This is a genomic window from Rhizobium vallis (assembly GCF_003985155.1).
In the GTDB taxonomy this organism is placed as follows: domain Bacteria; phylum Pseudomonadota; class Alphaproteobacteria; order Rhizobiales; family Rhizobiaceae; genus Rhizobium; species Rhizobium vallis.
The window spans coordinates 1-23,983 of record NZ_ML133691.1 but is presented as its reverse complement, the minus strand read 5'-3'; the positions used below and the strand labels follow the sequence as shown (position 1 = coordinate 23,983).

Below are 23,983 nucleotides of genomic sequence, written 5' to 3'. Positions count from 1 at the left end.
CAGCCATTGCCGCGACCAGAGGATGAAAAACCTTGGTACGGCGGACTGGGGGTCAGATCTACGGCAATAACGTGCACTCAGCAAAACCCCACTTCGATCGAAACGCAGCTCGATTTCGGTAAAATTCATCGCGCGGCATTGGCCTACGACATTAATGACAAGCTAGTCGGCGCGCGTGCCGAGGATCGGCGTCATCATCTTGACGTGCGCATCGATCCGCTCGAGCACTTTCATCGGAACGGCCTCGCGCTCCGGGAGCGACCACCAGGTTTGGTTCACGCGCTCGGTGGTTTCAGTCACCGATTTGAGAACGGCAGCTTCTGGCAAGCGCGCACGATTGGCAAAGGTTTTCCATCGTTGCGCGTTCATGGCTTTGAAAGACCGCTCGCCAGCTAGCGACAGCGCCATGGCATCTGCCGGGATATAAGGAATGGTAGAGAGTACATCATAGACCGGCGCAAGTTCCGGCTTGTCACCCGCCCCGCGATAGATCAGTGACCAGTTTTTCAGGTACATGTCGCCATTGCCGGTGACGGCAGCCAGAGCCAGCCGGCGGACGAATTCGAGCGCGGCCGCGGAGGAGACGGCAACGCCAAGGGCTGCTGCGATATCGTGATAGGCCGCACCTTCGTATTTGCGCGAAGGATAAATGCCGAAGACCTGTGCGAAATCCTCAACATGTATCCGTTCAGCGCCAGCGCTGCGATCGAAGCGTTTGACGAGCAGGACTCTTCCATCCGAGAGCGTCTTGAATTCTTCCGGAATGCCTTCGAATTCCGATTGCTCGACAAGCTCGCGTTCCGGCACGTCCATGCCGATCGCTTCGGCCAAAGCGAGATTGGCATATTCATTCTCCGAGACACCAGGAAAGGATGTCGACGGAAACTTGGCGATGTACGAGCCCTGCTCGTCTCCCAACGGCAGGGTCAGACCGCCACCTTTGCCTGTGTTCTTGATGACTGAAAGCTTCATCTGCACGCCGGCGAGCGAAAATCGGACCTTCGGTTTCGGACGTGACGGACCTTCGAGCGCAAGAGCTGCATCTTTGCTGGGCACGATGCGGACAGCACCTGGCAGATCGGACCCGAGTGCGATGAGCAGATCGAAATCGTTGCCGGCGCGAACGCTGCCAGCGTGGTGCTTCTCCATCGCCTCCCGCAACTTGTCCTCTGGAAGTAGATTCGCAAAAAACGCCGGCAAAGCACTGGCGACAGGCTTGGGATCTTTGCGCAAACCTCCGGTGACCGCCCGAAAGGACAGGCTCAGCACAGGGGAACCACCCGTCGCCCGATAGCTTTCCTCGAAACTGAACGCATTGAAGTCGCCAGGCGTCCTGACAATCGTGCCGACTTTGAGATCGTTCAGCAGCACCTCAAGCGATGAGATTACTCTTGGATCGAGATACGCCTCAGACATCGGCATCACCATCGGGGCTGGCGATGAAGGCCGGCAAATCGTCGCCGTCATCATGTGGCCGCATCAATGCATCGACCGCCGGAACCATCGCCTGCGGAATGAGCATCAGTTCGAGACCGAGCGCGCGGGCAATGTTGATCAGGGTCGTGGTGCGGGCAGCGCTGCTTCCGGCTTCGATTTCGCGGTAGCGTGGACGCGATATACCTGCCATATCGGCGACCTGCTCTTGAGTAAGCCCCAATCCCTTGCGCGTCGTCTTCAAAAGCCGACCGATGTCCAGAAGCGCTTCAGACTCCGGCTTCATGTGATACCTATCATTCGTCTTCAGATGATACCTATAAATATCATTTCCCCTCGGTTTTCAAGAGATATGATAACTATACGGATCATTAAATAAGGTAAGATCCGTTTACGGATCATGCGCAGAGTTTAACTGTCGATTGAAGCCAAGATTGATAGCCCCGGCTAGGATATGAAATGTGGTGAACTGCTCTCTGGAGCGATCGGGAGGGCGGATGGGAAGTGTTGATCCCGTCGGTCGCCTTCAAGAACTCCGGATCACCGTTTTTCGGCCAAAAGCCGTTTAGGTTGATCCTGCCGGATCTGCTGGACCTCTATAATTATCTCAAGGCCCTATATCGACAAGCATAACGGGGTGCCTCTTTGCGGTGCCAAGGATCCGGGCATGGAGCAAATGGACCGGTGTTTATAGGTCTTGAGGGATATGAACTCTCGGACATCAATTTAAGGCCGACAGTCCGCATACCTAACTCTAGGGGAGCGTTGGACGATTCAATCCAAAGGTCCCAATCTACGAAACAACGATAGGCGCTAGCCCAGCGCTTCGACCACGTTGAGCAACACCCGGGCACCTGAAATCATATGCGCGTCAGTTACGAACTCCGCCTCGTTATGACTGATGCCATTGCGACACGGAACAAAGATCATGGCTGTTGGAGCTACGCGGTTTATGAACAGCGCATCGTGAAAGGCACCGGAAACCATTTGGCGGCTCTTGAGACCGAGAGCTTTGCAGGCCCCTTCAATTGCCCCTGTAATAGTTGGTGAAAAGCGGCCTGGCGCCATGTTGACGCGCTGGCTGACGCTAACGTCACAGTCCCAGCGGGCGCCCGCGGCCTCGCATTCCTTTCGCACATGCTGGTCCATCGCAGCAAGGATAGCGGCGTCCGGATGGCGGATATCGACGGTGAAGGTAACAGAACCGGGGATAACGTTGATGGAACCTGGCTCGGCAGTAATGCGGCCGACCGTCAGCCGTGCCTCGGGGTCCGCAGGCATGACCGCCGATTGAAGGCTCGCGATTGCGGCGGCTGCCGCACCCATGGGGTCCTTGCGGAATTCAAGCGGCGTCGTGCCGGCATGCGCGGCCACACCGGAGAAGACAACTTCAAGCCATTTCGTGCCCTGCACCGCCGTGACGACACCGATGGGCACGTCCTCCTGCTCGAGGATCGGGCCCTGTTCGATATGCAGTTCGACAAAGGCGGAAATAGCGTGGCCTGTTGGTCGCAACGCAGCTTCAGGCAGTGCTGCGAGCGTTGCCGCCAGCTCATCGGCCAGCTGCGGGCCGTCCGTCGCATGTATTGGCTCCCAGTCCGCCATAGTTCCTGCCCCTGCAAAGGCCATGGATCCCATGCAACCCGGCGAATAGCGGCTACCTTCCTCATTGGTGAAGGCGACGACTTCGACGGCACGGTCGGTTTCGATGCCGGCGTCGCTCAGCGCTTCGAGCACCTCGAAAGCGCTGAGCGTGCCGAGCGCGCCATCAAAACGGCCACCAGTCGGCTGGCTGTCGAGGTGGCTGCCGATGAGGATCGGTGGCAGGGAAGCATCCCGGCCCTCCCGTCGAATGAACAGATTGGCGATATTATCCTGGAAGACGGTGAAGCCACGGGCAAGCGCTCGCTCAGCGAGCAGCCGGCGCGCCGCACGGTCTTCGATGCCCAAAGCCTGCCTGTTGACACCACCGGCAGGCGTCGCGCCGATCGCTGCGAAATCGGCGACAGACGCGAGCAGGCGCGCGGCGTTGACCTCCGGCTTCCGACTCATCGGCCAAGGCCTGCAATGAACCGCTTGACCCGCTCGAGCTCAACCGCATTCCACCAGACGCCATCGTATTTAAGGGCGCTTGCAATGATCACGCCATCCGCGACAGACAGAATATCGTTGGCATTATCATGCGTGACGCCGCTGCCCACCAGTGTAGGCAGCGACGCCGCCTCCTTGATCATCCTGATATAACCGAGATCGGCGGCGTGGCCGGTGCGCTGGCCGGTGGCGATGACGACATCGGCATCGAAGAAGACGAGATCCTTGACCTGTTCTTCGACCGGCCGATCCGCCACGATGGCATGCGCCCCATGCTTGACGTGGGCATCGGCAAAGATGCGGACGCCACGGGCGCGAAGATGGGCACGGTAGCGCATGGCGCGTGCCGATTCTCCCTCCACAAACCCCTCGTTCGCAATATAGGCATTGGCCCACTGGTTGACGCGAATGAAGGATGCGGACGAGGCAGACGCGATGGCAAGCGCCGGGATCGCCGCATTGGCGAGCACGTTGATGCCGATCGGGCGACCGAGCTCGCGGCGGATGCGATCGGCGACAACGGCCATATGCGCTGATGTCTCGGGGCCGATATCATCAGGCTTGGCAAACGGAACATCGCCGTGGTTCTCGACGATGACTGCGTCGCAGCCGCCCGAAAGGTAGGCGCGTGCATCTGAAAGACCGCGCTCGTAAATCGCCTCGACGCCTTCGTCGTCATAGCGTGGCGCCCCCGGCAATGGCATCAGATGCACCACACCGATCACCGGCTTGTCGCGCCCGAAAAGCGTCCTCAGTGTGTCCTTGTCCTGCCGTCCGATAGGGTTGCTCATGGCGATCACACGTTTTCCAGTTTCATTGTCTTGGTAAGGGCGGCTAGCTCTGCCGAGGTGGGGAAAGAGGCGAGCGTACCGGCACGGCCGACCGCGATACCCGCCGCCCGTGTTGCAAGTCTCGCAGCATCGGCAAGCGTCGCACGCTGCGCAAGAAGTCCGGCTAACGTTCCGGCAAAGCAATCCCCGGCGCCGCTGGCATCCACGGCTTCGCGTTTTTCGGCCGGGATGTGGAGCCGGGAAGAGGCGTCCAGAACGAGGGCGCCCTCCGAACCGAGCGTTACGATGACGGTGGCTGCGCCCCTCGCGCGCAGGCGGTCGGCAGCGCGGTCAGCAGAGGTCTCGCCGGTCAAGGCTTCGGCCTCCGGTCGATTGATGATCAGCAGTGACACCGCCGAAAGATCCGGCGCATCGGAAGCAAGCGGGCTCGGATTGAGAACGGTGAAGAGCCCGGCCCCCCGCGCTGCCTCCAGGCACTGCACCGTGACACCGGCGCCAAGATTGCCCTGCATCAGCAACATGTCTCCGGCGCTCCAGGTCGATGTGAGCGGGCACATCGTCAGCGGATTGAACGCCTCGGCGCAGGCGGCGGCGGTAATGATGACATTCTCGCCATGGCGATCGATCAGGATCACCGAGCGGTCACTGGACAGATCGAGGCGCGAGAGGCGCAGGTCGGAAATCTCAGTGGAGAGCAGGCTTTCCATCCGGTCGCCGGTGGTATCCCGGCCAACGGGTGCCCAAAGCGTCACGCATGCACCTGTCCGGGCGGCGGCGGCGGCCTGGTTCGCTCCCTTGCCGCCGACACCCTCGCCGGCAGCCGCTGCGTTCAGCGTTTCTCCCGGCTGCGGCAGCCGCTCCAGGCGAAAGCTCGTATCGACGCAGACATTGCCGACGACGTGGATGGTCATGACTGCGGACCTTCCATTCAGTCCGTTGCCCAGGCGAGCATCTGCTCGAACAGGGTCTTGTAGCCCGGCCAGGCGATGAATTCCGGCGGCAGCCAGTGCGGGCCGACATCAGACGTCCAGACAAGTGTGCGGCCTTCGCCGTAGGTGCCTGTGACGAGCAGCGGCAGTGAACCGTACTCCGAGGAAACGGTCATAAGCTGGTTTGCACCTTCCTTCAGCGTCACCTCGTTGAAGCCCAGCAGATAAGGGAACTCGCCGGAAATACCAGAAAGGATCGGATGCGAAGCATCGCCCGAAACAACGGGCGTAAAACCCTCCGGCACCTCAACACGGTCGTCGACGGAAAGGCAGGCTACCGGTAGCACCTCTTCAACCGCGGTGTTGCGGAAGCGCGCACCGCCATTGATGCCCTGGAAGGAATAGTAGCCACCGAACATCAGGAGCGCGCCGCCCCGGGAGACGTAGTCACGCAGCAATTTCAGACGGTTCGGTGTACGACGCGAGTGAATCCAGGTGTCGGGATGCAGAAGCAGCGTATTGGCGCCGATATCCGAGAGCACAATGGCGTCATAGGCTTGAAGGCCTTCGAGCGTGCTCGGAAACTCCTTCTGCGCCTCGTGTGCCGGCATGAAGGTGACGTCGAAGGGGCTATCTTTCAGGGCCCTCAGCAATTCGTCCGCGCCGGTGTGATAGGTCACGGTCGGGAACTGATCGAAGCCCTTGATATGGGTGGCGGTCGAAACCCAGGATTCGCCGGCGAGCAGCACTTTCTTCTTGGTCATGGAAACTCCTTGGACGATGGGCCAACGCTCAGCGCGTAGCGGAAAAGACGGATTTCGGGTTGTCGATCAGCATGTGGTCGATGGCCGCCTGATCGACACCGTGGCGCTTCAGGCGCGGCAGGAAGTGTTTGAGGATGTAGCCGTAGCCAAAGCCGCCGTAGCGAGTCAGCATGATCTTCAGGAACACATCCTGCGACAGCAGCAGCCGGTCGCCGAAACCTTTGTCGACGAGGGTGGCAATAGCGCGGGCATTCTCCTCATCGGAGGGTGACTGTGCGTCCTGATCGGCATAGTAATAATCCATGCCGATCATGTCGTATTCCAGGAAGGCGCCGCGCCTTGCCAGCGCCATCTGGTAGTCGAGATCGTCGTGGCTGGGGTTCATGTGGCAAAGAACGGTATGGCGCAGATCGGCTCCCTCCTCCTCCACCACATCGAGCACGCGATGCGCCAGCCGCTCCCAGCCCGGCAGGTGGATGGAAAGCGGCAGGCCGGTGATGCGTGCCGCCCGCGCCGAAGCGCGAAGTGACTTCTCCTCCTCGGAGGTGAAATGGCGGCTGACACCGACCTCACCGATAATGCCGGCCATGATTTCCGGCTGGTTCTCGGAACCTCCGACATCATCGACGATGAACTGCGTGACCTCTTCGACGCCCATGGCCTTCAGCCAGTCCGGATGGGTATGCTCCAGATAGAAGCCGGTGCCCATAATGATCCTGAGCCCCGACATTCGTGCAATGCGGGCGAGCCCCGCCGCATCGCGACCGATACCGAAATTGGTCGTCTCCACCACGGTGCAGCCGCCGAGCGCCTGGAACCGTTTGAGCTCTGCAAGCGCCAGATCACCGTCGTCGAGCGAGACATTGTCCCGGTTCATATAAGGGTTCATGCGCAACTCGCCGATAATCTCGATCGAGACCTTCTGTTCGGCGATCGCCTTTTCTCCCGGATGGCACGGACAAATCCAACTGGTCGCACCATCGAGGAAGATGTGCTCGTGCATCAGCGTCACGCCGAGATCCTCCGCCGGGACGGGGCCGGTGACGGTCATGGCTGTGCCGGAATTCACCCCGATGGGGTGCCGCGTTTGAGGTGTGTCTGTAAAGAGGTGATCGAGCATTCTCAGCGCCCCTTGGCGGCACCGCGGAACAGGCGGAAATTCAGCCAGATCGCGACCAGGATGATGACGCCGGTGACGATTGGCGTGAAGAAGGGCGACAGATGCGAGAGGATGAGGCCGTTTGCGAGCACCGCGACGGTGAGTGCGCCCAGGATCGTACCTACCAGTGAACCGCGTCCGCCAAAGAGGCTGGTGCCGCCGAGCACGACGGCTGCGATCACATCCAGCTCAAAACCCTGTCCCGCATTCGAGGAGCCGGAACCGAGACGGGCGGAGAGGATAACGCCGGCCACCGCGGCCGCCGTGCCCGAGAGCACATAAACCCAGAGGATGACCCGGCGCGTATTGACGCCTGCCCGCCGAGTCGCCTCGGCATTGGCCCCGACGCCCGTGACGTAGCGGCCGAAATGGGTTTCGTTGAAGACGATGTAGGCGATAGCGAGAATGACAATTGCGATCAGCGCCGGAGCCGGAATGCCGAGCAGCCAGGCGCGGCCGAGCGCTACGAAGGGGCTCGTCGGCTCGATGGGGATCGAATAGCCGCCGGTGATGAGCAGCGCGAAGCCACGGATCACAGAAAGGCCGGCGAGCGTGACGATGAAAGCAGGGATGCGCTCGTAGGCGATGAAGTAACCCTGGATGACGCCCACAACGCCGCCGAGCAAAAGCATCAGCACGATAGCAAGTGGCCAGGGCACGCCGGCCTGAAGGGCTGCGGCCGAAAGTGTAGCTGTCAAGGCAAGAACGGAGCCGACTGAAAGGTCGATGCCGCCGGTTGTGATGACGAAGGTCATGGCTGCGGCGACGATGAGCAGCGGGGCGGATTGCCTGATCACGTTGAGGAGGTTCGGCGCGGTCAGGAAGGCATCGGTCGTCATCGAGAAGAACAGGCAACAGACCACGAAGAACAGCGCGATCGACATGACGCCGCCGTTGGCCACGAACTTGTCGAGGATCGTCGCCTTGCGCATGCGAGGCGGATGGCTGGCATAGGCGTTGGGTTCGGAACTCATGCGGAGACGCCTTTTTCCCGGTTGTGGCTTGCGGACCGGGCGGCAAACTTTCGCCCGACGATAAGATTGACGACGTCCTCGATATTCGTGTCCTCGATCCGGCGCTCGGCCACGTTGTGCCCCTCATACATTACCTGGATGCGGTCGCAGACGAGGAAGAGGTCCTGCAGGCGATGCGTGATGAGGATGACGGACACGCCGCGTTGCGAGACGGTACGGATAAGTTCGAGGACCGCCTCCACCTCGGCGACGGCAAGTGCTGCCGTCGGCTCGTCCATGATGAGCACGGAAGGATTGAAGGACGCAGCGCGGCCGATGGCGATGGACTGGCGCTGGCCGCCCGAGAGATTTTCCACCTTCATGCGTGTATCGGGAATGACGATGCCGAGGTTGGAGAGCATATCGCGCGCCCGCTCATGCATCAGCTTCTTGTCGAGCACCGGTATGCCGGCCACCCGCCGTTTCGGCTCGCGACCAAGGAAGAGATTACCCGCGACATCGATCGTGTCGCAGAGCGCCAGGTCCTGGTAGACCATTTCGATGCGGGCGGCACGCGCATCGGCCGGCGAGGTGAAGGCAACTTCTCTGCCATCGATTTCAATCGTACCGGCATCCGGGATCACCGCGCCGGAGAGAACCTTGCTGATGGTGGACTTGCCCGCACCGTTGTCACCCACCAGGCCGAGGACTTCCCCCGGCTTCAGGTCGAGCGAGGCGCTATCGAGCGATTGCAGAGCGCCATAGCGCTTGGAAATGCCGGTCATGCGGACGCGGCTGACTTGCGAGTCGGTCATATTCAATGGCCCTTGCTGGAAATCCGGCCGCCCAGCCTGATCGTCAGGCCGGGCGGCGACGGCAGTTCGGCTTACTTGAACACGTCGCGATACTGATCGACATTCGCCTTGGTGACGATGGTGACCGGCACGTTGATGATCGGCTCGATCTTTTCGCCCTTCTTGACCTTGACGAGCGCTTCGACCGCGGCCTTGCCCTCACCGGCCGGGTCCTGCTGGATCACTGCCGTGACGAACCCCTGGTCGATGCCATCGATGGCGGACTTCGTCAGATCCCAGCCGAAGACCTTGATGCTATCACCGCGCCCCTGGCTGGCGACGGCGGAAACCGCGCCGAGCAACGCCGGCTCGCCGGTAGCATAGAGCGCCGTCATGTCGGGGTTAGCGGTCATCAGGTTTTCGGCAGCGGATAGCGCGACATCCTGTACGTTCTGGCCGTCGACGGTGTTGAGGAATTCAACCTTCTGGCCGCCCTTACCCACGGCTGCCTTGAAGCCATCAAGGCGCTGGTTCTGGATGAAGGAGTTGAGCGCGCCGACGACGCCGACCTTTGCAGCACCACCCATGTCGCTCTTCACGTAGTCGGAGAAGAACTTGCCGATCTCGGCGCCGGCTGCGGTGTTGTCGACACCGACGAAGGCGATGTTGTCGCCTTCCGGAATCTGCGCATCGATGGCGATGACCGGAATGCCGGCATTCTTAGCAGCAGTGATGGCCGGCTTCACGCCGTTGACATCGATGGCGACCAGAATGATGCCGTCGACCTTCTGAGTGATATAGGTCTCGATCGCATCGTTCTGCGCCGAGGGCACGTTGTTGGCATTAAAGATGACGAGATCGACGCCGGCAGCTTTGGCGGCGGCGTTGGCACCATCATTGATCTGGTTGAAGAAGAGTGCCTGCTGATTGATGGTGACGAGCGCGAAAGTATCGGCAAAGGCGCTTGAAACACCCATGGAAAGTGTCATGGCAACGGCTGCAGCGCAGCCGAGGAGATATTTGGTCCGACCCATTTTAGGTTCCCCTTGTTAGAAGCCGCGGGCGGCAACAGAATTTACAAGAAGCATTATTCAAGTGACTTGAATTCTTGTCAAGTCACTTGAATGGCAATGATCGGAAAAATGAAGAAGTAGATTTTTCTGAGAAAATTTAGAATGTTGGCGGCGTATTGACCCAGAAAATCGAGGCCTGCTGGTTGCCGACATTGCGATACCAATGGGCAAGTTCGGAATTGAACACGAAACTGTCTCCGGCAGACAGCCGAAAGGTCTTTTCGCCGATCATTAACTCGATTTCGCCGATGAGCACGTACCCCACTTCTTCGCCGACATGCTGGATCGGTCCGGCGCTCTCACCACTGACATCGATATGATGAATGTTGCACTGAAGCAGATGGCCCTGCGAATAGGGAATGATGCGTTCGAGCGATATGCCTTCGCCGCGCCGCAGCGGATCGAGCGAGATCAGCGGCCGCGTGCCAGCGCGAAATACCACTCCCTCATCGGCATCCGTCTCCTCGAACATCCAGCCGATATTGGAATCGAGCGCCTGCACCAGCCGGTGCAGCATGGGCAACGATGGCGAAGCTTTGCCGTTTTCGATCTTGGACAGCAGGCTTTCTGAACAATCCGCAGCCAGCGCCAGTGCCTTCAACGTCAAGCCGCGCGTCTGCCGCGCAAGCTTGAGGCGTGCACCAAGCCGCACCGGATTCGATTGGACCTTATCCTCTCGGTTGCTTTCGGACGGCAAAGGCGGCTTGACCATATTCATGTTAGAAGCATCGCATTAATCGGGACTTCAATCATAAGTCCTTCAGGCAAGCGCTGTCCAGTTAGGATGCTTTAGGCGTAGAATGTTACGCCTGCTTGCGGGGAGCAAGGCTATCAAACAAAAAATGACGACAATGCTTGGGCCAGACGGCGTGAACATTGCGCTGCACCTAGATTTCAGCTCGAAATCGTCCCTCATCCCGCTGAGCAACCTGATCTTGTCCGTCGGGGACCATCGCGACCGATATGCCTGGCGGAGTTGTTTCCACTCTACCGTCAAAACCATTGGCATGGCCAGGTGGCCTGAGGAATCGGGCAGCGCAGCCATTTGACGTTGTCGTCGTCGACCTGCGCCTCCGATCGAGCATAAACTTTTGGCTATACCCGTTCAGCAGCACGCTGCGGCAGGCGATGGGTCCGCCATCGAGGTTGAGGGCAACTTTAAGATTAAGTGGCGACGCCTTGAGAAATTCGGCCAAGCTTCGAGCGAGAAGAATGCCTCCTTTGTCGTGCCGATCATGATACTGCCGGAGCCCGGAGCGCTTCGAGATATATAGCGCAGTTGCTCGCCTTGAACCAACTCGAACCGTCGACCCGTCGCTTTCCGAGCGTCAAGCCTTGATTTTCAATACAACTTAGCGACTACGGCTACCCGGCTCGGACCCAGTGCGGTCTCGTGGATCCCAACTGCAGCTTTGGGGGTGAAGCCGGTAGTTGTCTCAGACGTAGCGTATGCGCGTAGCGTGGAAACTTAGATGCTGGGCAAAGTGTCGCGCCATTCCTGCGAGCCATGAAGGACGCGTAGGACACGAACTACTGTTTCGGTAACGGCATATGCAGCGATATATGGCGTTCCGTTGATTGCCAGTTCGCGAGTCCCAGCAATTCTTCCAACTCGACGCTTGCTGGAAAATCGACCAAGCGGCGCGTGGCCACGATCCGTTCGTCGATCATGATAACGGCCGAAGGATTGTCTGCCTCGATATAGGTGAATATGGCGTCGCGATCCGACACCGCGAACGCAGACCATGTAAGCTTCACGATTTGAGAGCACCCGCTTTGACGCGCGCTGTCGCCCGGCGCTCCGCGAAGTGCGCCTCGACTTCATCATCAGACACGTCCGGCCGAGTGTCGTTCAGTGCTTCGAGCACCTTCGTGCGAAACCAAGCATCGTGAGCCTCGCTTCCCGAAAAAAGTTCAAGAGGCAGCGCACCTTCATTGGCAGTCCGGGTGAGTAGGATGCGGACCACGTCCGATACCGTCAGGCCCATGTTCTCAAGGACGGCGGAAGCACGATCCCGAACTTCGGCATCAATGCGTGTTTGGACAAGTGCGTTTGCAGCCATTGCTATCTCCAAAATTAATAGCAACGTAATGCATTTGAATGACAAAATCAATAGCGGGTTTCAGGTCCGCGAAGGCCCTATCCAGATCATCGACTACGCGATTTTCCTCGTGCGGCATAACAGTGATTGATGGAACTCGCTAGCTTGATGATCTCGTTCAAGGTGATGGCTTCTTCGGAGGGAGGAACCCCATCGTTCATCTCTGCCAGCGAGTTCGCGAGAGTAATCAGCCCGACGGCGCTTAGTCAAATCTCCGGCGTCGGAATGTCGAGTTCAGGAGGTGCGTCCCGCAATGCGGGTGCAGGCAGATCTGTCGCGACTCGCTGCCTACGGGTTGACTTGAGGATGTCCGGCTCGCCATCGGCAATGCGACCTTCGTCGGCGTGGAGTCGTTGCCTGCGGCGACAACCACACGTTCGGTCTCTATCGCTTGACCCTTTCCGGATAATCTATATCTTCCTCGGCAGCCATCACGTCGGTGACCTTTTCACCCGTGACCAGGGCGGGGTGGACCTTCGCTTCGCTTGACAATCAATGCGCCCACATCTTCACGTCCGCGATCTGGTTCATCTAGTTGCGAAAGTGATAATCTCGGGGCTCGACGGTCCAAGCGGGCTGCCGTCAAAGCCGCCGAATCGCTGCTCGATCCGTAGCCCCGCGCTTTCCAAGAGGCTAGATAGTTCATCCGCCTGAAGGAATCGCAAGGTGCTCTGACTAACCCGCGGAAGGCTCCGATGCTTTCCGTAGAACCTGTGGGCAAATGTCAGCGTCTGTCCATCGAAAGGGATGACGACCTCTGTTGTGACCTGCACCAATGACCCGTCAGGTAGTTCAACGATCACAGCATTCTCAGGCGTCCAGTGCTCCCACGCGCGCACCGAAGGATTCCGCGTTTCGAAAGCGAAACATCCACCTGGCACAAGAGCGTGTCGTACAGCCGCCATGAAATCCCGAAGGTCTTCGTCGCTGACAATGGCCTGGAATGCGTGCCCAGTCATCACAACGAGATCAAACTGCGCTGTCCAACCGGCCGATTGGAGATCGCCGAGAACCCATTCAATGTCTGGGCGCGTTCGTGCGCGATTCAATACGCCAGGTGCTGGGTCGATCCCGCAAAGCCGCCCCAAATGTCCGGCCAGGCGAGCCTCGTGGAGGAGGGTGCCCGTTCCACAGCCGACATCAAGCACAGCGTCTGCTGTTATAATGCGGGAAAGATAGAAATCATAATCCTCGCGTGCGGACCTCGGGTACAAGGCATCATAAACGGCTGCAAGGTAGGGGTCGGCGAAAAGATGGTCGAGCATATGAGGTGTTCTCGATCAAGTTTGAATGAGGAGTGGGACGAGGCACGCTTTGGAGCTACGGGACGCTCGGATCACTGTTTTCTTAGTCGTAGGCGGTTGAAGCGCTGCCTGGGCCAAGGTCAGCGGCCCGCCCGGCACAGGTCGCGCGTCAATACCTGTTCCGATCGATGCGCCCACAACTTCATGTGCGCGATCTATATCGCCGCGCCCATCATCTTCTGGCTCTGTTCAACAAATTGCGAACGTCGTCGCGCCCTTGTCTGGCCTTCTTCGGCGTCCGCCGTCACGTCCATCCTGGCGATGTGGCGATCGGCCCTAATCCGCCAGCACAGTCAGCCGTCGACTGCAGCCTGAGCAGCCTGCTGCGCGCGAATCGTCCGGGGATCGACTGAAATCCAGGAATCCACGATCTTGCCGTCGACGACGCGGTACATGTTGAGACCCGTCGCCTCAAACGGTTTATTGGTGGGTTTCAGATTGAAGAACCGGCCCGTATGCACGCCGGTCTCGCGCCATTGAGCAACGACCAGGTCTCCGCTTGCTACGACCAACTGTAACTCGCTCTTGAGCTCGGAATACGCTTTGTGGATGTTATCGACGGCTTGCGCAAATCCCGCCGGACCATTCCTGCCGTTCGAATGATCCGTATGCTTCTCCGAAACGACTGCCGCGAAGCCGCGGGCGTCGTTTCGCCGGATACAGTCGTAAAGCTGACGGACGACCTGCTCGTTTTTGGCTGTATCACTCATGATTGCACTCCTGTTTTTTGATCGGCTAAACCTTGGCGATTCTAATTTTTCGCCGCGTCCTGTTTGGTGCGTCTACGATCGAGGCATTCAGATATTTGCACTCCAATGCCAATGGTCAGCACGATGTGATCAACTTGGATCAAAGACGTCAAAGAGCATGCGTATGAAGCGCCGTCCGACTTCGGCCATGGCGACATTCTTGCGCTCCACCGCGTGGATTTGCATGACTTGAATGCAGCGGACTTTTTGACGCTGTGAGCCCGGCCGCTCTCGACAGGCTGGCCTCGCTGCAGGAAGCGGAAGGTCGCTGATCTAATTTAAGTATTCGTCGAAATGGGCCATCTCGAATGGCCGGTTCGCGCGTGCCTAGCCTTGCAGGTTCATCCAGACGATTTCCCAAACATAACCATCTGGGTCTTCAACATGGCGATTATACATGAACCCAAGGTCCTGTGCAGGATTAGGGTCGGCGCGACCGCCTGCTGCAACTGCGCTCGCCAGCGTCGCATCGACAGTGTCGCGATCGCCGACAGTGAGGACGATCATCACCTGACTGTCGCGCCGTGCGTCGCCAATCGGGCGTTGGGTAAATTCATTGTAGTGGTCATGGGTGAGCAGCATCACCCCGACTGAGTCTGAGAACATGAGTGAAGTGGATTTCTCGCCCGAAAACTGCGCATTAACAGTGCCGCCTAAGGCTACGTAGAACGCCGTCGACGCAGACAGGTCGCGCACAGGCAGGTTCACAATCATCATTTTGGACATCACTTTCCTTTTCCGGACCTCCTTTGTGGGGCCCAATTTTTAATATACAATGTGTATAGTTAAATCAAGCTATTTTTTGTCGGGAGCTGGCGCGAGTTTTTTTGCTCGCGCGACATTCTGGGTCAGGAAGGAAGTCATAATACCGGCAGGACCGACCAACGCCGGATGGCTCCGCGACAACCTGCTTGCTTGTTGCCGGCGAAACGATTGCTCTGAAGTCCCCAATTTGCTGACCTCGACCTACCCTCGGTCGTCGACATCCGCGGACGATTTGCGTGCCGGGCGGTTACCGATTTCCGCCCTAGCTGGGTGGGACGCCCCACGCTTACGGCCTGGCCATGACTGAATGCCTGGCAAGAGCCGCTCGAAGGTAATGAAGTGCAGAACCAGCCAGACGAGAATGTCGCGCAGTCGTCGAGCCGCGCGTCCGCCCAGCACGAACAGAATGGGATGGTCGTTGGCGTCGAGTGGAAACAATGCTGCGAACCGGCCGACCGCGATCGCCTGGGCGAAGGTGGAGAAAGTAAACGGCGAAATAGTCTTTTCGGCAATTTTAGCCGCAACCTGCTCGGCGGCGTAGACACCTGAGACTGCTGCGGTAAGCGCAGAGTGTCGAAACGGAGCACCAGTTGCACCGCGCGGATGCGCGCTGTCGCCAACCGCCAGAATGCAAGGGTGCGAAACAGATCGGAGATCGGTGTCGACAACCACCCTGCCCTGCGCATCGACCGTGAGCCCAGCCTCTCTGGCTATCGAGGGCGCGCGCATGCCGGCCGCCCAAATGCAGACGTCGTACGCAAAGTGGCGTCCGTTCGCAGTGACCACCTCGCTCGCGGTAATCTCACTGACGCGTTCATTGTCGACAAGTGCGACGCCCAGTCTCGCCAGATCGCGTCTAAGTACGGCTTGGACCTTGTCGCTGGTGAAATCCCCGGCACGCGTTGCGCTCAGGAGGGTAACGTCCATTTCGGGCCAGGTTGACTTGACCTCGCCCGCCGCCTCGATCGAAAGCGGCCCACCGCCGACGGCCAGCACGCGAGCGGGTCGTCCTGCGAGCTGGTGCAAGGCAGCTCGTAAGGCTGCGGTCGCATGTAGGCCCTCGCCAGGGTCGAGCCGGTAGGCGTATTGCGACGCGCTAGGCGCGGTACTTGTATCGACACGCGATCCAAGCGCATAAATGAGCTGGGTGAAGCCGATCTCACGCGTGGATCCCGTGGCTTCGATGATGATTCTGCGTTGCAGGAGGTCCAGCGAACGCGCACGCGCCTTTATGAACTTGACTGGCGTCCTCGCGAGATAGTTGGAAAGGGACGCGATGCGTGGCGTAACCGGAGCGACCATCGCTTCCTGCAGTCGTACACGTTCCACGAATTGTTCCTCGGCATTGATCAGCGCGACCCGGAGTCCAAGCCGGCGTCGTCCCAGCCGAAGGCTGGCCATCAATCCCGCGTAGCCGGCTCCCAGCACGACTACGTCATAGGTTTCGAACGGTGCGATAGGTGTCGTCAACATAGAGGACTTCTCCGGCAGAGCATTACAATATCTATCTCTAGGCGTAGCGGGCGGCGGCCATGGTCACAGCCGCGGTGGCGAGCAGAATGGCCGCGCCTCGCTGAGCGACCGCGACACGGCGTTGAACGCTCGCGTCATCGTCACCGCCAGCTTTGCTCAACTGCCGCAGCGCGCCACCCACGACAGCCGCCTGGATGGCAAGGGCAATAAGTGCGGCCACGGCGCCAGCCCCCAGCAGCTGTTCGCCTACTCCAAAGGAACCCCCGTGCAGCATGTGCCAGAGGTAACCGCCAGCGCTGATGGCGATTGCGGGAGCCAAAAGCTGCGAAACGAAGAGTTTATCACTTCCGCGTCCCGCCGTTCGCGCCAGCGCGAAAGTGGATCCGGCCCAGAAGGTGGTGGAAAGAATATGGACCGACAGAGCTATAATCAGCGACAGTTGCATGGCATTGATCCTCTTGACTGGCTGCTAATTAACTATACATAGTGTTATTCTAAATCAAGAGGCAAGATGGTGGCAAAGCGTTCCTATATCAGCGTAGCGCGGGCGGAGGCGGCCGCGGAAAAAAAGGAACGGGTGGTTCAGGTCGCCACCCGTTTCCTCCGCGAGGCGGACAGCATCACAGCTTTTTCGTTGGACACCATCGCGAAGGCTGCCGATGTGACCCGTCTCACAGTCTACAATCAGTTCGGATCGCGGCGGGGGCTGCTCGAGGCGGTTTTCGATAATATCGCTCAACGAGGGCAGCTCCTCCGGCTCAACGGCGCGATGGCCGAGGCTGACCCCTTCAGGGGACTCGATCTTCTGATCGAGATCTTTTGTGACTTCTGGAGTGGCGATCCAGCGGTGGCTCGGCTCCATGACGCTATGGTGATCGATCAGGAGTTCGCGGAGGCGCTGCTCCAGCGTAACGAACGCCGCAGAAGAATGATCGCAGACCTGGTCGCACGAATAGCCGGGGAACATTCAACAGTCGCAGCGAAACGCGATGCCGTGGACCTCATATTCGCACTCACCAGCTGCGGGATGTTTCGGATGCTGTCTGGAGCGAGGCCCGTCGAGGCTGTTTGCGCCATCATAACGGACGCCGCTAGGGCAGCCATTATCAGAATCTCGTCCCCAAGTCCCGTTCCAAGTTGATCCCTGCAGGCCGTCCTCACCCACTGGAAACCGCGTCCGCCCGACACAAGAAATTCTGGTAATAACCGCAGCGATAAAGATGGGCACCTTCGATCTGGTGAACTCTCTACGATTGATATCGATGGGAGACTGAAGAAGCACAGGAGAAGACAATGGATCGCCAGGAAGCTTTCGATCGAGCACACGCGCTCATTCAACGTCATGAAAGGGTAGTCTTCATGATGTGTGGCATTGCAGGTTCGGGAAAGACCACATTCGCCCAGGAACTTGAGAAGATGGGGTGTGAACGGCTATCGATAGATCAGGAAATCTGGCGCGCCAACGGCCGCTTCGCGCTGGATTACGCAGAGCATGAATACGCCGAGTTGCGAGACGCGGCAGAGGAACGCCTTCGCAAGCAACTCATAGAGATGCTCCGGCGGGAAACCAAGGTTGTCATCGATTTCAGTTTTTGGAGCGCCAAAGCACGAGCCGATTACCGTGATCTTGTGCAGCGCAACGATTATCGACAGCAACTGGTGTCCATGAACATTCGGCCCGAGATTTTGCGGGAGCGTTTGAATTACCGCGCCTCACGACGCGACGCTAACGCGGCCTTTCCGATCGCTGATGAGCTGCTGCATCGCTACATCCAGGGTTTTGAACCACCACATCATGAAAATGAGTGGAGGGTAGAATAGCCCCACCAAGAAATTTGCTGCGACGCCAGATCCGTGGAATGGGAGATGAAACCGCATGCCATCATTTAACGAAGCCTTCGCAATTTGAGCTCTGAGGATCCAATCTAACACTACGACCCCGCGACCAACCGTCCCACGGTAAGCCCTGAGGGGTGCACATCCACATTTCGATAAGTACGTGTCGTGAAGCACCTCATCGAGTGGGCCTTCGATCAAATCGCAACCGTGGTTTCAGATAGAGAAGTGGTGGTGTGGCTGCCGATGTCGGCCGCCACGCGATCGTATCCATCAGCCCAGGAAATCCCGTACCGCCTGCATGAACTCTAGTCGATATTCGACGTTCGACAAATGAACCGCAGGCAGGACAACCAGTTTCGCGCCGGGCACTGTCGCGGCGATCAACTCGCTATGGCTGAGCGCCGTCACGGTGTCATACTCGCCGGCAATCACTAGTGTCGGCCGGTTGATTAGTGCCACGGTGCGGCGAAGGTCCGCATCGCGAACCGCCGCAAACAAACCCGCAAGGCCTTGCCGGTCGATTGTCATCAGCATGGCTCGGAATTCCTCGATGGCTGGGTCGTTGGCCGCCAACATACCCGACGGGAACCAGTTGTTGAGGAATATCTCGGCGGTCTCGGACATGTCCGGTGCCTGACGCACGACGGCGATACGCTCGTCGAAATAGCTTGCGGGTGAGAGGTGCGACGACGTGTTACTCAGGATCAGCCGGTCGATGCGCTCGGGCGCGTAGATTCCGAGCCACTGGCCCACGAAGCCACCGAGCGACAGGCCAAGGAAGTGCACGCGTTGTAGAGCAAGCGCATCAAGCAACTCGATGACGTCGCGGCCAAGCCGGTCGAGCGAATAGGCGCCAACCGGCACGCTCGATCCACCATGGCCGCGAAAATCGTAGCGCAGAACGCGGAAATCCTTCGACAATTCGGCGATCTGCCCGTCCCACATGTGCAGTGTGGTGGCGATCGAATTAGACAGCAGCAGCACCGGATTTGCGGCGTCGCCGTCGAAGCAGTAGGCGATTTGGGTGCCGTCGCCGACAGTCACGAAATTCAGCTCACTCATGATGATGATTCCTTCTGGAACGTTGAATGAACCAACCGTAGCGGCGCCTGACGTTTGTTGATATTACAAAGATAGGACAATCTCTGTAATCAGGACTGACATGGCTGAATTCACCTTGCACGACCTGCAGTGTTTCGATGCGGTCGTCCGCACCGGCGGCTTTCAGCCGGCGGCCGCGCTGCTGCACCGCTCCCACCCGGCGGTGTTCGCCGCCGTCGCCAAGCTTGAGCGACAGCTCGACCTTGTTCTTCTCGATCGCAGCGGCTATCGAGTTCGCCCGACCGAGGCAGGGCTGTCGTTCCACCGCCGGGCGCAGTCGTTGCTGCGCGAGTTGGAAGGCCTGCGGGTCCATGCCGCGCAGCTCTCAATGGGCGAGGAAAGCGAAATCCACGTCGTGATCGGCGATCTCTGCCCGCGCGCGCAGGTGCTTGGCATGCTCGGGCGGTTCTTCGCACAATGTCCCAGCACGCGACTACATCTGCATTTCGAAGCCGTCGGCGGCCCGTGGGAGCGCCTCTTCGATGACGAGGCCGATTTGATCCTGCACTGGATCGACAAGGGCGATGCGCGGGTGGAATGGATCGATCTGTGCAAGGTGCCATTCATTCCCGTTGTGGCGCCGGGCTTTCTTAAGGAAGACATCAAGCCGATCACCCTCGAACAGATGCAGGCGCTCACTCAATGCGTGATGCGCGACACCGCCCGCCATTCACCGCAACAGAACTACTTCATGATCGAAGGCGCGCCCCAATGCCTGGTGGCCGACCAGAGCATGAAGAAAGAGATTATCTTGCAAGGCCTAGGCTGGGGCCACCTGCCTCGCTTCCTGATTGAGGACGAGCTGGGCGATGGACGTCTGCGATCGATTGCCGGCAGCCATATGCCGGGCCGCACCGAGGACCTGGTGGTCGCGCGCCGCCGCGACCGACCGCACGGGCCGATCGCGGACCGATTGTGGGATCATGTCCAGCAGGAAGCGCCGGCATTGCGTCGCGCGTTGGGGGCCGCGGGATCCTGATACTCAGTGCGGATTTCGCTTCCCTTGCGGTCGTCATCGACCTCTATTCTCGCCGGGTCATCGGCTGGGCGATTCATAGCCGACAGACCACGGACGTCGTGTTGCAGGCTCTGCTCATGGCGGTGTGGAGGCGAAAGCCGAAGGACAAGGTGCTGATCCATTCGGACCAAGGTTCGCAGTTCACCAGCATGGACTGGGCCTCGTTCCTCAAGCACCACAATCTGGTTCACTCGATGAGCCGACGCGGCAACTGCCATGACAATGCGGTGGCCGAGAGCTTCTTCAATCTTCTGAAGCGAGAGAGGATACGTCGCAGGGTCTACCGTTCACGCGATGAAGCTCGCCAGGATGTGTTCGACTACATCGAGATGTTCTACAACCCGAAACGCAGGCACGTCAGAAACGGAATGCTTTCGCCCGTCGAGTTCGAGAAGCAGCAGAAAATCTAACCCGAGGGTGTCTACGAAACTCGGGGCTATTCAAAGTTCACGACAAGTCGCCCGAAATGAGGCTAGCATTCGAGCTGGAGCGCCCGACGTGAAAGACACCTGCAATCGTTTATTCATCTGCCGAATGTTAGGGATGATGAAGGCAAAAATTTCTCGGCATAACAGGCGACGACGCATATGGCGTATGATCTTCATATCACCCGGAAAGAGAACTGGTTTGACCCCACTTCCGGCTTCACGCTTCAAGATTGGCATAAGTACGTGGATGGCGACGCCGAATTAAGGCACGATGGCTTTGCCGAAGCAACTGTTAATGACGGCAAGGTTCTACGCGTTGAACAGGAAGGCTTGTGCGTTTGGACGGCATATTCACATGGAGCCAAGACAACATAGACGCGAAGAATCCTGATCAGGAAATTCGGCAGAAAATGTGGTCCATAGCCCAGCGATTTGGAGCCAAGGTCCAAGGCGACGACGGAGAGCTATACGGCCCGGACGGCGACCAAATGACCGAAATGACATCAACAGCGACCAATTCAAAACGTCCTTGGTGGCGCTTTTGGTAGCGCCTCAAACAGCGCAGAGGGCGATTAATGCATACCGTTGCGGTTGGAAACTGGACATTGTTGATTGAAGATGGAAGCCTGCCGCGAATTTTCGACAGCTACGTGAAAAACGCCGCCATCGTGGATCGGGTCGAACCAAGTACACTGGGAGGGCGCGACCTATTCGTAGGGGTCTGCGATGGGGGTAGCCCGCACAGGTGGCCTGAGATCGTGATCACCCAGAAATATGAGGATGCCAGCGGAACATTCCATCCCGGTTTTCTTCTCGTTCCGGAGAACTCGATCCTATTCATTGGAGCCGGAGAACGACTTGTTGGCTATAACGTTGAAAGCGGGGAAAGGGTCTTCGAGGATCGGACCGATTACGGCTTCTGGGGCTGGACGCGGCAAGGGGATTACATCCTCATGTCTGCGGAACTGGAGTTCGGGGTCTGGAGAACGACCGGAGAGAAACTCTGGTCAACGTTCGTGGAACCACCGTGGAGTTTCAATGTCTCCGGCGAGAATGTCGAACTGGACATCATGGGACAACGGAAAACGTTGAGATTGGAAACTGGAACGGCGGCGCTGACAAATGTCAGGTAGCCACGGGCAGCAGCTACCTCGTCCGGGAATATCTCTCGATGCGAATATCGCTCAGAGCAGCGTCGGTTGGGACACCGGATCGCCAGACGCAGTCACGATGGTCGAGCCATAGGGTTCGCGTGACGTCACTATGATTTGGTCGTTTGGAAGCGGCCGGGCGAGCGTCTTCGCCTCTTCCCAAGGTGCACGCATCCAAACGTCCACCTCTTCCCGCGTCAGCAGGAGAACCGGCATTGCTTTCTGATGGATCGGCTTGACGATGTCATTGGGATCGGTGGTCAGGAAGGCATAGAGATCGTCAGTAGTCAGCCCGTCCTTGACCTTCCGGACACTTTGCCACTGCGGGACATGCACCCCCGCGAAGAACATCAGCGGTTTGCTTTCATCACGAGCAAACCATGCGTTCGGTGTGCTTCCCCCGTCCTGCTTGCTGGCGGGATCAGGTTCGGCAAAGCCAGTCACCGGCACGATGCAACGGCTCTGGACACCGAACCATTTCTTCCAATGCGGAAGATTGAGATTCCGGATGTTTGTGACCCCCTTATCCGGCTCCATCCGGATGAGCACATCCATGTCGACCGGCTTGCCCTTCTGGCGCAGTTTCTCGGCCCGGGCCTCGGCAGCCTGCTTGATGGCGAAAAATGGCGACGGCACCCCCCATCGCGCATGTACAAGCTGCTTGCGGCCGTCGGCTGTGTTGCGGATGATTGGCCCCGCCTGATCCGGGTTCATCTGATAGGCAGGCATCAGGTTGATCAGGCTCTCGGCGTCCTGGGCCCATTTGTTAACCCAGTCCTTGTCCTCCATGCGGTAGAGATTGCACATGACCGCAACGACCTCCCTTTCGCTGCGGACAGCCTATGCATTTCGGAGAGGACGTCAAACGCTGGTCCAGACTTGCGATATCAGTGGATCACGATTCTCTCGTGTCGCCAGGGAGGATTGGATATCGTCACCCAGGGAGTTGTCGGCCGGTAGCTGCGACCATTGTCCATCATGCTAGCGGTTGGTAACCGGGGATATAGTTGCTGGAGCACTAAGACGAATACGATCTAATCCCGCAAATGCCGAAGAGACTGTGAAGGTTCTAGCGCAACCCTGGTCAATCCAATCCTTAACCGAGAAGCAATCGTGCCAAAACACACACAGCAAACGAAACAATTCCCTGGAACGACGGCCATCCAAAAGATCGCTCTTGTTTGCCTGCTACTGTCGAGCCCTCCAGCGTTTGCGAGCCAATGGGAAACGATTGCTACGATACCTGGCCTCGAATATCTCCCCGATTCCGCCCATCGCATTGGGAGCCATGTTTATGTTGTACACCGGAACACCCCTCGCGAAGGCGGGGCGAACTTCGTCATCGCCAACGAGGTTGATTGTGAAAATGAGGCGCTACGCATTTCCTGGGCGGATGGCAGTCTCGGTGACGTTAAAGGCCGATATTACAACGAAGGCAAATCACATGACCATTATGCGGCAACGAATTTCAAATCCGCTGAAACTGACAAGGTCTTTTTCAACTGGGCGTGCACGCTACCTCTTCAACCCGAACACCTTATCAACCTGAGAAGGGAGCGAGAAGAAACGCTTACCCAGATCGATATTGGGAGCGTGAAAAGAGAAGGACCGATAGCTACCCTTTGGATGCGGCACGATTATCCGGCGATCAGCCTCGACCCCCCTTACAATGCGCCGTTCGACTCGAAGCGCGAGTTCGTTCAAGTAAATTGCGATACAAATCTCTATAGGGTCTCGGTGGGATACGACTTTATGCCCGATGGAACGGTGACTGATGGAATGATTGCTCCGGAAGGTGACGACTCGGAGCTAACGCCGTCAGACAGTTACGCCGCAGCCAAAGAGATTGGGTGTAGGAGCACGCTCAATCCGATAGATATCGTGGGAATAGGCGGGCCAACGATCAGGCCAAAAGCCTCATCGTTGCCCTGACCAAACGTTTGAATTAGCCCCCGAAAGGCCCGGACATGCTCCCCCACTTAGCTAAGTGGGTAGGAGTAATGTTGGTAATATGACTAGTAGCAATTTTAAGATGGAAGTCCTCTCTGGGCCGGAACGTCGGCGG

General features: G+C 58.4%; 25 protein-coding genes and 3 pseudogenes. 8 read left to right on the top strand and 20 right to left on the bottom strand.

All coding sequences use genetic code 11. The features are described from left to right. Positions 1-162 precede the first annotated feature (162 nt). Entirely contained in the window at positions 163-1,416 is a 1,254-nt protein-coding gene (locus EFQ99_RS17860; protein ID WP_126922337.1) for a type II toxin-antitoxin system HipA family toxin, read from the bottom strand. Further along, complete coding sequence (locus tag EFQ99_RS17855) at positions 1,409-1,720, bottom strand: helix-turn-helix domain-containing protein (protein ID WP_126922336.1); 312 nt, start codon at positions 1,718-1,720, stop codon at positions 1,409-1,411. The genes EFQ99_RS17860 and EFQ99_RS17855 overlap by 8 nt, the downstream gene beginning before the upstream one ends. Positions 1,721-1,885: 165 nt before the next feature. On the opposite strand from EFQ99_RS17855, the pseudogene EFQ99_RS35545 reads away from it, so the two are divergent. Then, a pseudogene (locus EFQ99_RS35545) lies at positions 1,886-2,101 on the top strand (hypothetical protein); the annotation flags it as partial. Positions 2,102-2,247: 146 nt separating this feature from the next. Here EFQ99_RS35545 and EFQ99_RS17845 read toward each other — a convergent pair. The 16 genes and pseudogenes from EFQ99_RS17845 to EFQ99_RS17765 form a co-directional block, all read right to left on the bottom strand. Next, positions 2,248-3,486, bottom strand: coding sequence for a Zn-dependent hydrolase (locus EFQ99_RS17845; protein ID WP_126922335.1), 1,239 nt, complete (start codon positions 3,484-3,486; stop codon positions 2,248-2,250). Beyond that, a complete protein-coding gene (locus tag EFQ99_RS17840; RefSeq protein ID WP_126922334.1) occupies positions 3,483-4,316 on the bottom strand; it encodes a BtpA/SgcQ family protein in 834 nt (277 codons plus the stop codon). Before EFQ99_RS17840 ends, EFQ99_RS17845 begins: the two co-directional genes overlap by 4 nt. Before the next feature lie 5 nt (positions 4,317-4,321). After that, the gene (locus tag EFQ99_RS17835) at positions 4,322-5,227 is read right to left on the bottom strand and encodes a PfkB family carbohydrate kinase (RefSeq protein ID WP_126922333.1); all 906 of its coding nucleotides are present in this window, start codon (positions 5,225-5,227) and stop codon (positions 4,322-4,324) included. Positions 5,228-5,244: 17 nt separating this feature from the next. Next, positions 5,245-6,009, bottom strand: a complete 765-nt coding sequence (locus EFQ99_RS17830; RefSeq protein WP_126922332.1) for a glutamine amidotransferase — start codon at positions 6,007-6,009, stop codon at positions 5,245-5,247. A gap of 28 nt (positions 6,010-6,037) precedes the next feature. Continuing rightward, the gene (locus tag EFQ99_RS17825; protein ID WP_126922331.1) at positions 6,038-7,129 is read right to left on the bottom strand and encodes a phosphotriesterase family protein; all 1,092 of its coding nucleotides are present in this window, start codon (positions 7,127-7,129) and stop codon (positions 6,038-6,040) included. Between the two features lie 2 nt (positions 7,130-7,131). Then, complete coding sequence (locus EFQ99_RS17820) at positions 7,132-8,142, bottom strand: ABC transporter permease (RefSeq protein ID WP_126922330.1); 1,011 nt, start codon at positions 8,140-8,142, stop codon at positions 7,132-7,134. Then, positions 8,139-8,936, bottom strand: a complete 798-nt coding sequence (locus tag EFQ99_RS17815; protein WP_126922329.1) for an ATP-binding cassette domain-containing protein — start codon at positions 8,934-8,936, stop codon at positions 8,139-8,141. The genes EFQ99_RS17820 and EFQ99_RS17815 overlap by 4 nt, the downstream gene beginning before the upstream one ends. A gap of 71 nt (positions 8,937-9,007) precedes the next feature. Next, the gene (locus EFQ99_RS17810; RefSeq protein WP_126922328.1) at positions 9,008-9,949 is read right to left on the bottom strand and encodes an ABC transporter substrate-binding protein; all 942 of its coding nucleotides are present in this window, start codon (positions 9,947-9,949) and stop codon (positions 9,008-9,010) included. A 136-nt stretch (positions 9,950-10,085) separates the two neighbouring features. Continuing rightward, positions 10,086-10,700, bottom strand: a complete 615-nt coding sequence (locus EFQ99_RS17805) for a cupin domain-containing protein (RefSeq protein ID WP_126922781.1) — start codon at positions 10,698-10,700, stop codon at positions 10,086-10,088. A 756-nt stretch (positions 10,701-11,456) separates the two neighbouring features. Continuing rightward, a pseudogene (locus EFQ99_RS17795) lies at positions 11,457-11,746 on the bottom strand (type II toxin-antitoxin system RelE/ParE family toxin). Beyond that, positions 11,743-12,051, bottom strand: coding sequence for a type II toxin-antitoxin system RelB/DinJ family antitoxin (locus EFQ99_RS17790; RefSeq protein WP_126922327.1), 309 nt, complete (start codon positions 12,049-12,051; stop codon positions 11,743-11,745). The pseudogene EFQ99_RS17795 and the gene EFQ99_RS17790 overlap by 4 nt, the downstream one beginning before the upstream one ends. A gap of 566 nt (positions 12,052-12,617) precedes the next feature. Next, on the bottom strand, positions 12,618-13,355 hold the full coding sequence (locus EFQ99_RS17785; protein WP_126922326.1) for a class I SAM-dependent DNA methyltransferase: 738 nt from the start codon (positions 13,353-13,355) through the stop codon (positions 12,618-12,620). Positions 13,356-13,687: 332 nt separating this feature from the next. Continuing rightward, positions 13,688-14,104: an ester cyclase gene (locus EFQ99_RS17780; protein WP_126922325.1), complete on the bottom strand. Its 417-nt coding sequence runs from the start codon at positions 14,102-14,104 to the stop codon at positions 13,688-13,690. A gap of 366 nt (positions 14,105-14,470) precedes the next feature. Then, positions 14,471-14,869 carry a VOC family protein gene (locus EFQ99_RS17775; RefSeq protein ID WP_126922324.1) on the bottom strand — a complete coding sequence of 133 codons (399 nt, stop codon included), beginning with the start codon at positions 14,867-14,869 and terminating at the stop codon, positions 14,471-14,473. Between the two features lie 240 nt (positions 14,870-15,109). Then, positions 15,110-16,381: an NAD(P)/FAD-dependent oxidoreductase gene (locus tag EFQ99_RS17770; RefSeq protein ID WP_126922323.1), complete on the bottom strand. Its 1,272-nt coding sequence runs from the start codon at positions 16,379-16,381 to the stop codon at positions 15,110-15,112. Between the two features lie 37 nt (positions 16,382-16,418). Further along, positions 16,419-16,826, bottom strand: coding sequence for a hypothetical protein (locus EFQ99_RS17765; RefSeq protein ID WP_126922322.1), 408 nt, complete (start codon positions 16,824-16,826; stop codon positions 16,419-16,421). Positions 16,827-16,892: 66 nt separating this feature from the next. Here EFQ99_RS17765 and EFQ99_RS17760 point away from each other — a divergent pair, with 66 nt between their 5' ends. Both EFQ99_RS17760 and EFQ99_RS17755 read left to right on the top strand, forming a co-directional pair. Next, positions 16,893-17,522, top strand: coding sequence for a TetR/AcrR family transcriptional regulator (locus EFQ99_RS17760; protein ID WP_126922321.1), 630 nt, complete (start codon positions 16,893-16,895; stop codon positions 17,520-17,522). 152 nt (positions 17,523-17,674) lie between these two features. After that, complete coding sequence (locus EFQ99_RS17755) at positions 17,675-18,202, top strand: P-loop nucleotide/nucleoside kinase family protein (protein WP_126922320.1); 528 nt, start codon at positions 17,675-17,677, stop codon at positions 18,200-18,202. A 288-nt stretch (positions 18,203-18,490) separates the two neighbouring features. Here the strand turns inward: EFQ99_RS17755 and EFQ99_RS17750 are convergent, their stop codons facing one another. Continuing rightward, complete coding sequence (locus EFQ99_RS17750) at positions 18,491-19,282, bottom strand: alpha/beta fold hydrolase (RefSeq protein WP_126922319.1); 792 nt, start codon at positions 19,280-19,282, stop codon at positions 18,491-18,493. A gap of 100 nt (positions 19,283-19,382) precedes the next feature. On the opposite strand from EFQ99_RS17750, the gene EFQ99_RS17745 reads away from it, so the two are divergent. The 4 genes and pseudogenes from EFQ99_RS17745 (at position 19,383) to EFQ99_RS17730 (ending at position 21,900) form a co-directional block, all read left to right on the top strand. Then, positions 19,383-20,300, top strand: a complete 918-nt coding sequence (locus EFQ99_RS17745) for a LysR family transcriptional regulator (protein WP_126922318.1) — start codon at positions 19,383-19,385, stop codon at positions 20,298-20,300. Positions 20,301-20,323: 23 nt separating this feature from the next. After that, a pseudogene (locus EFQ99_RS17740) lies at positions 20,324-20,749 on the top strand (IS3 family transposase); the annotation flags it as partial. Between the two features lie 177 nt (positions 20,750-20,926). Next, complete coding sequence (locus EFQ99_RS35540; RefSeq protein ID WP_245441520.1) at positions 20,927-21,142, top strand: hypothetical protein; 216 nt, start codon at positions 20,927-20,929, stop codon at positions 21,140-21,142. Between the two features lie 200 nt (positions 21,143-21,342). Next, a complete protein-coding gene (locus EFQ99_RS17730) occupies positions 21,343-21,900 on the top strand; it encodes a hypothetical protein (protein WP_126922317.1) in 558 nt (185 codons plus the stop codon). A 51-nt stretch (positions 21,901-21,951) separates the two neighbouring features. Here EFQ99_RS17730 and EFQ99_RS17725 read toward each other — a convergent pair whose 3' ends face one another. After that, positions 21,952-22,725 (bottom strand): SOS response-associated peptidase family protein, encoded by a 774-nt coding sequence (locus tag EFQ99_RS17725; RefSeq protein WP_126922316.1) that lies wholly within the window; start codon positions 22,723-22,725, stop codon positions 21,952-21,954. 306 nt (positions 22,726-23,031) lie between these two features. Between EFQ99_RS17725 and EFQ99_RS17720 the strand changes: the two genes are divergently transcribed. Continuing rightward, positions 23,032-23,850 (top strand): hypothetical protein, encoded by an 819-nt coding sequence (locus tag EFQ99_RS17720; protein WP_126922315.1) that lies wholly within the window; start codon positions 23,032-23,034, stop codon positions 23,848-23,850. The last annotated feature ends 133 nt before the right edge of the window (positions 23,851-23,983 follow it).

Coding starts and splice junctions, on each gene's coding strand:
- EFQ99_RS17780 (WP_126922325.1), bottom strand. CDS start 14,104: ATGAGTGATACAGCCAAAAACGAGCAGGTCGTCCGTCAGCTTTACGAC.
- EFQ99_RS17765 (WP_126922322.1), bottom strand. CDS start 16,826: ATGCAACTGTCGCTGATTATAGCTCTGTCGGTCCATATTCTTTCCACC.
- EFQ99_RS17755 (WP_126922320.1), top strand. CDS start 17,675: ATGGATCGCCAGGAAGCTTTCGATCGAGCACACGCGCTCATTCAACGT.
- EFQ99_RS35540 (WP_245441520.1), top strand. CDS start 20,927: ATGGCGTATGATCTTCATATCACCCGGAAAGAGAACTGGTTTGACCCC.
- EFQ99_RS17730 (WP_126922317.1), top strand. CDS start 21,343: ATGCATACCGTTGCGGTTGGAAACTGGACATTGTTGATTGAAGATGGA.
- EFQ99_RS17790 (WP_126922327.1), bottom strand. CDS start 12,051: ATGGCTGCAAACGCACTTGTCCAAACACGCATTGATGCCGAAGTTCGG.
- EFQ99_RS17770 (WP_126922323.1), bottom strand. CDS start 16,381: ATGTTGACGACACCTATCGCACCGTTCGAAACCTATGACGTAGTCGTG.
- EFQ99_RS17785 (WP_126922326.1), bottom strand. CDS start 13,355: ATGCTCGACCATCTTTTCGCCGACCCCTACCTTGCAGCCGTTTATGAT.
- EFQ99_RS17775 (WP_126922324.1), bottom strand. CDS start 14,869: ATGTCCAAAATGATGATTGTGAACCTGCCTGTGCGCGACCTGTCTGCG.
- EFQ99_RS17760 (WP_126922321.1), top strand. CDS start 16,893: ATGGTGGCAAAGCGTTCCTATATCAGCGTAGCGCGGGCGGAGGCGGCC.
- EFQ99_RS17750 (WP_126922319.1), bottom strand. CDS start 19,282: ATGAGTGAGCTGAATTTCGTGACTGTCGGCGACGGCACCCAAATCGCC.
- EFQ99_RS17825 (WP_126922331.1), bottom strand. CDS start 7,129: ATGCTCGATCACCTCTTTACAGACACACCTCAAACGCGGCACCCCATC.
- EFQ99_RS17860 (WP_126922337.1), bottom strand. CDS start 1,416: ATGTCTGAGGCGTATCTCGATCCAAGAGTAATCTCATCGCTTGAGGTG.
- EFQ99_RS17855 (WP_126922336.1), bottom strand. CDS start 1,720: ATGAAGCCGGAGTCTGAAGCGCTTCTGGACATCGGTCGGCTTTTGAAG.
- EFQ99_RS17820 (WP_126922330.1), bottom strand. CDS start 8,142: ATGAGTTCCGAACCCAACGCCTATGCCAGCCATCCGCCTCGCATGCGC.
- EFQ99_RS17810 (WP_126922328.1), bottom strand. CDS start 9,949: ATGGGTCGGACCAAATATCTCCTCGGCTGCGCTGCAGCCGTTGCCATG.
- EFQ99_RS17835 (WP_126922333.1), bottom strand. CDS start 5,227: ATGACCATCCACGTCGTCGGCAATGTCTGCGTCGATACGAGCTTTCGC.
- EFQ99_RS17815 (WP_126922329.1), bottom strand. CDS start 8,936: ATGACCGACTCGCAAGTCAGCCGCGTCCGCATGACCGGCATTTCCAAG.
- EFQ99_RS17840 (WP_126922334.1), bottom strand. CDS start 4,316: ATGAGCAACCCTATCGGACGGCAGGACAAGGACACACTGAGGACGCTT.
- EFQ99_RS17845 (WP_126922335.1), bottom strand. CDS start 3,486: ATGAGTCGGAAGCCGGAGGTCAACGCCGCGCGCCTGCTCGCGTCTGTC.
- EFQ99_RS17745 (WP_126922318.1), top strand. CDS start 19,383: ATGGCTGAATTCACCTTGCACGACCTGCAGTGTTTCGATGCGGTCGTC.
- EFQ99_RS17830 (WP_126922332.1), bottom strand. CDS start 6,009: ATGACCAAGAAGAAAGTGCTGCTCGCCGGCGAATCCTGGGTTTCGACC.
- EFQ99_RS17725 (WP_126922316.1), bottom strand. CDS start 22,725: ATGTGCAATCTCTACCGCATGGAGGACAAGGACTGGGTTAACAAATGG.
- EFQ99_RS17805 (WP_126922781.1), bottom strand. CDS start 10,700: ATGGTCAAGCCGCCTTTGCCGTCCGAAAGCAACCGAGAGGATAAGGTC.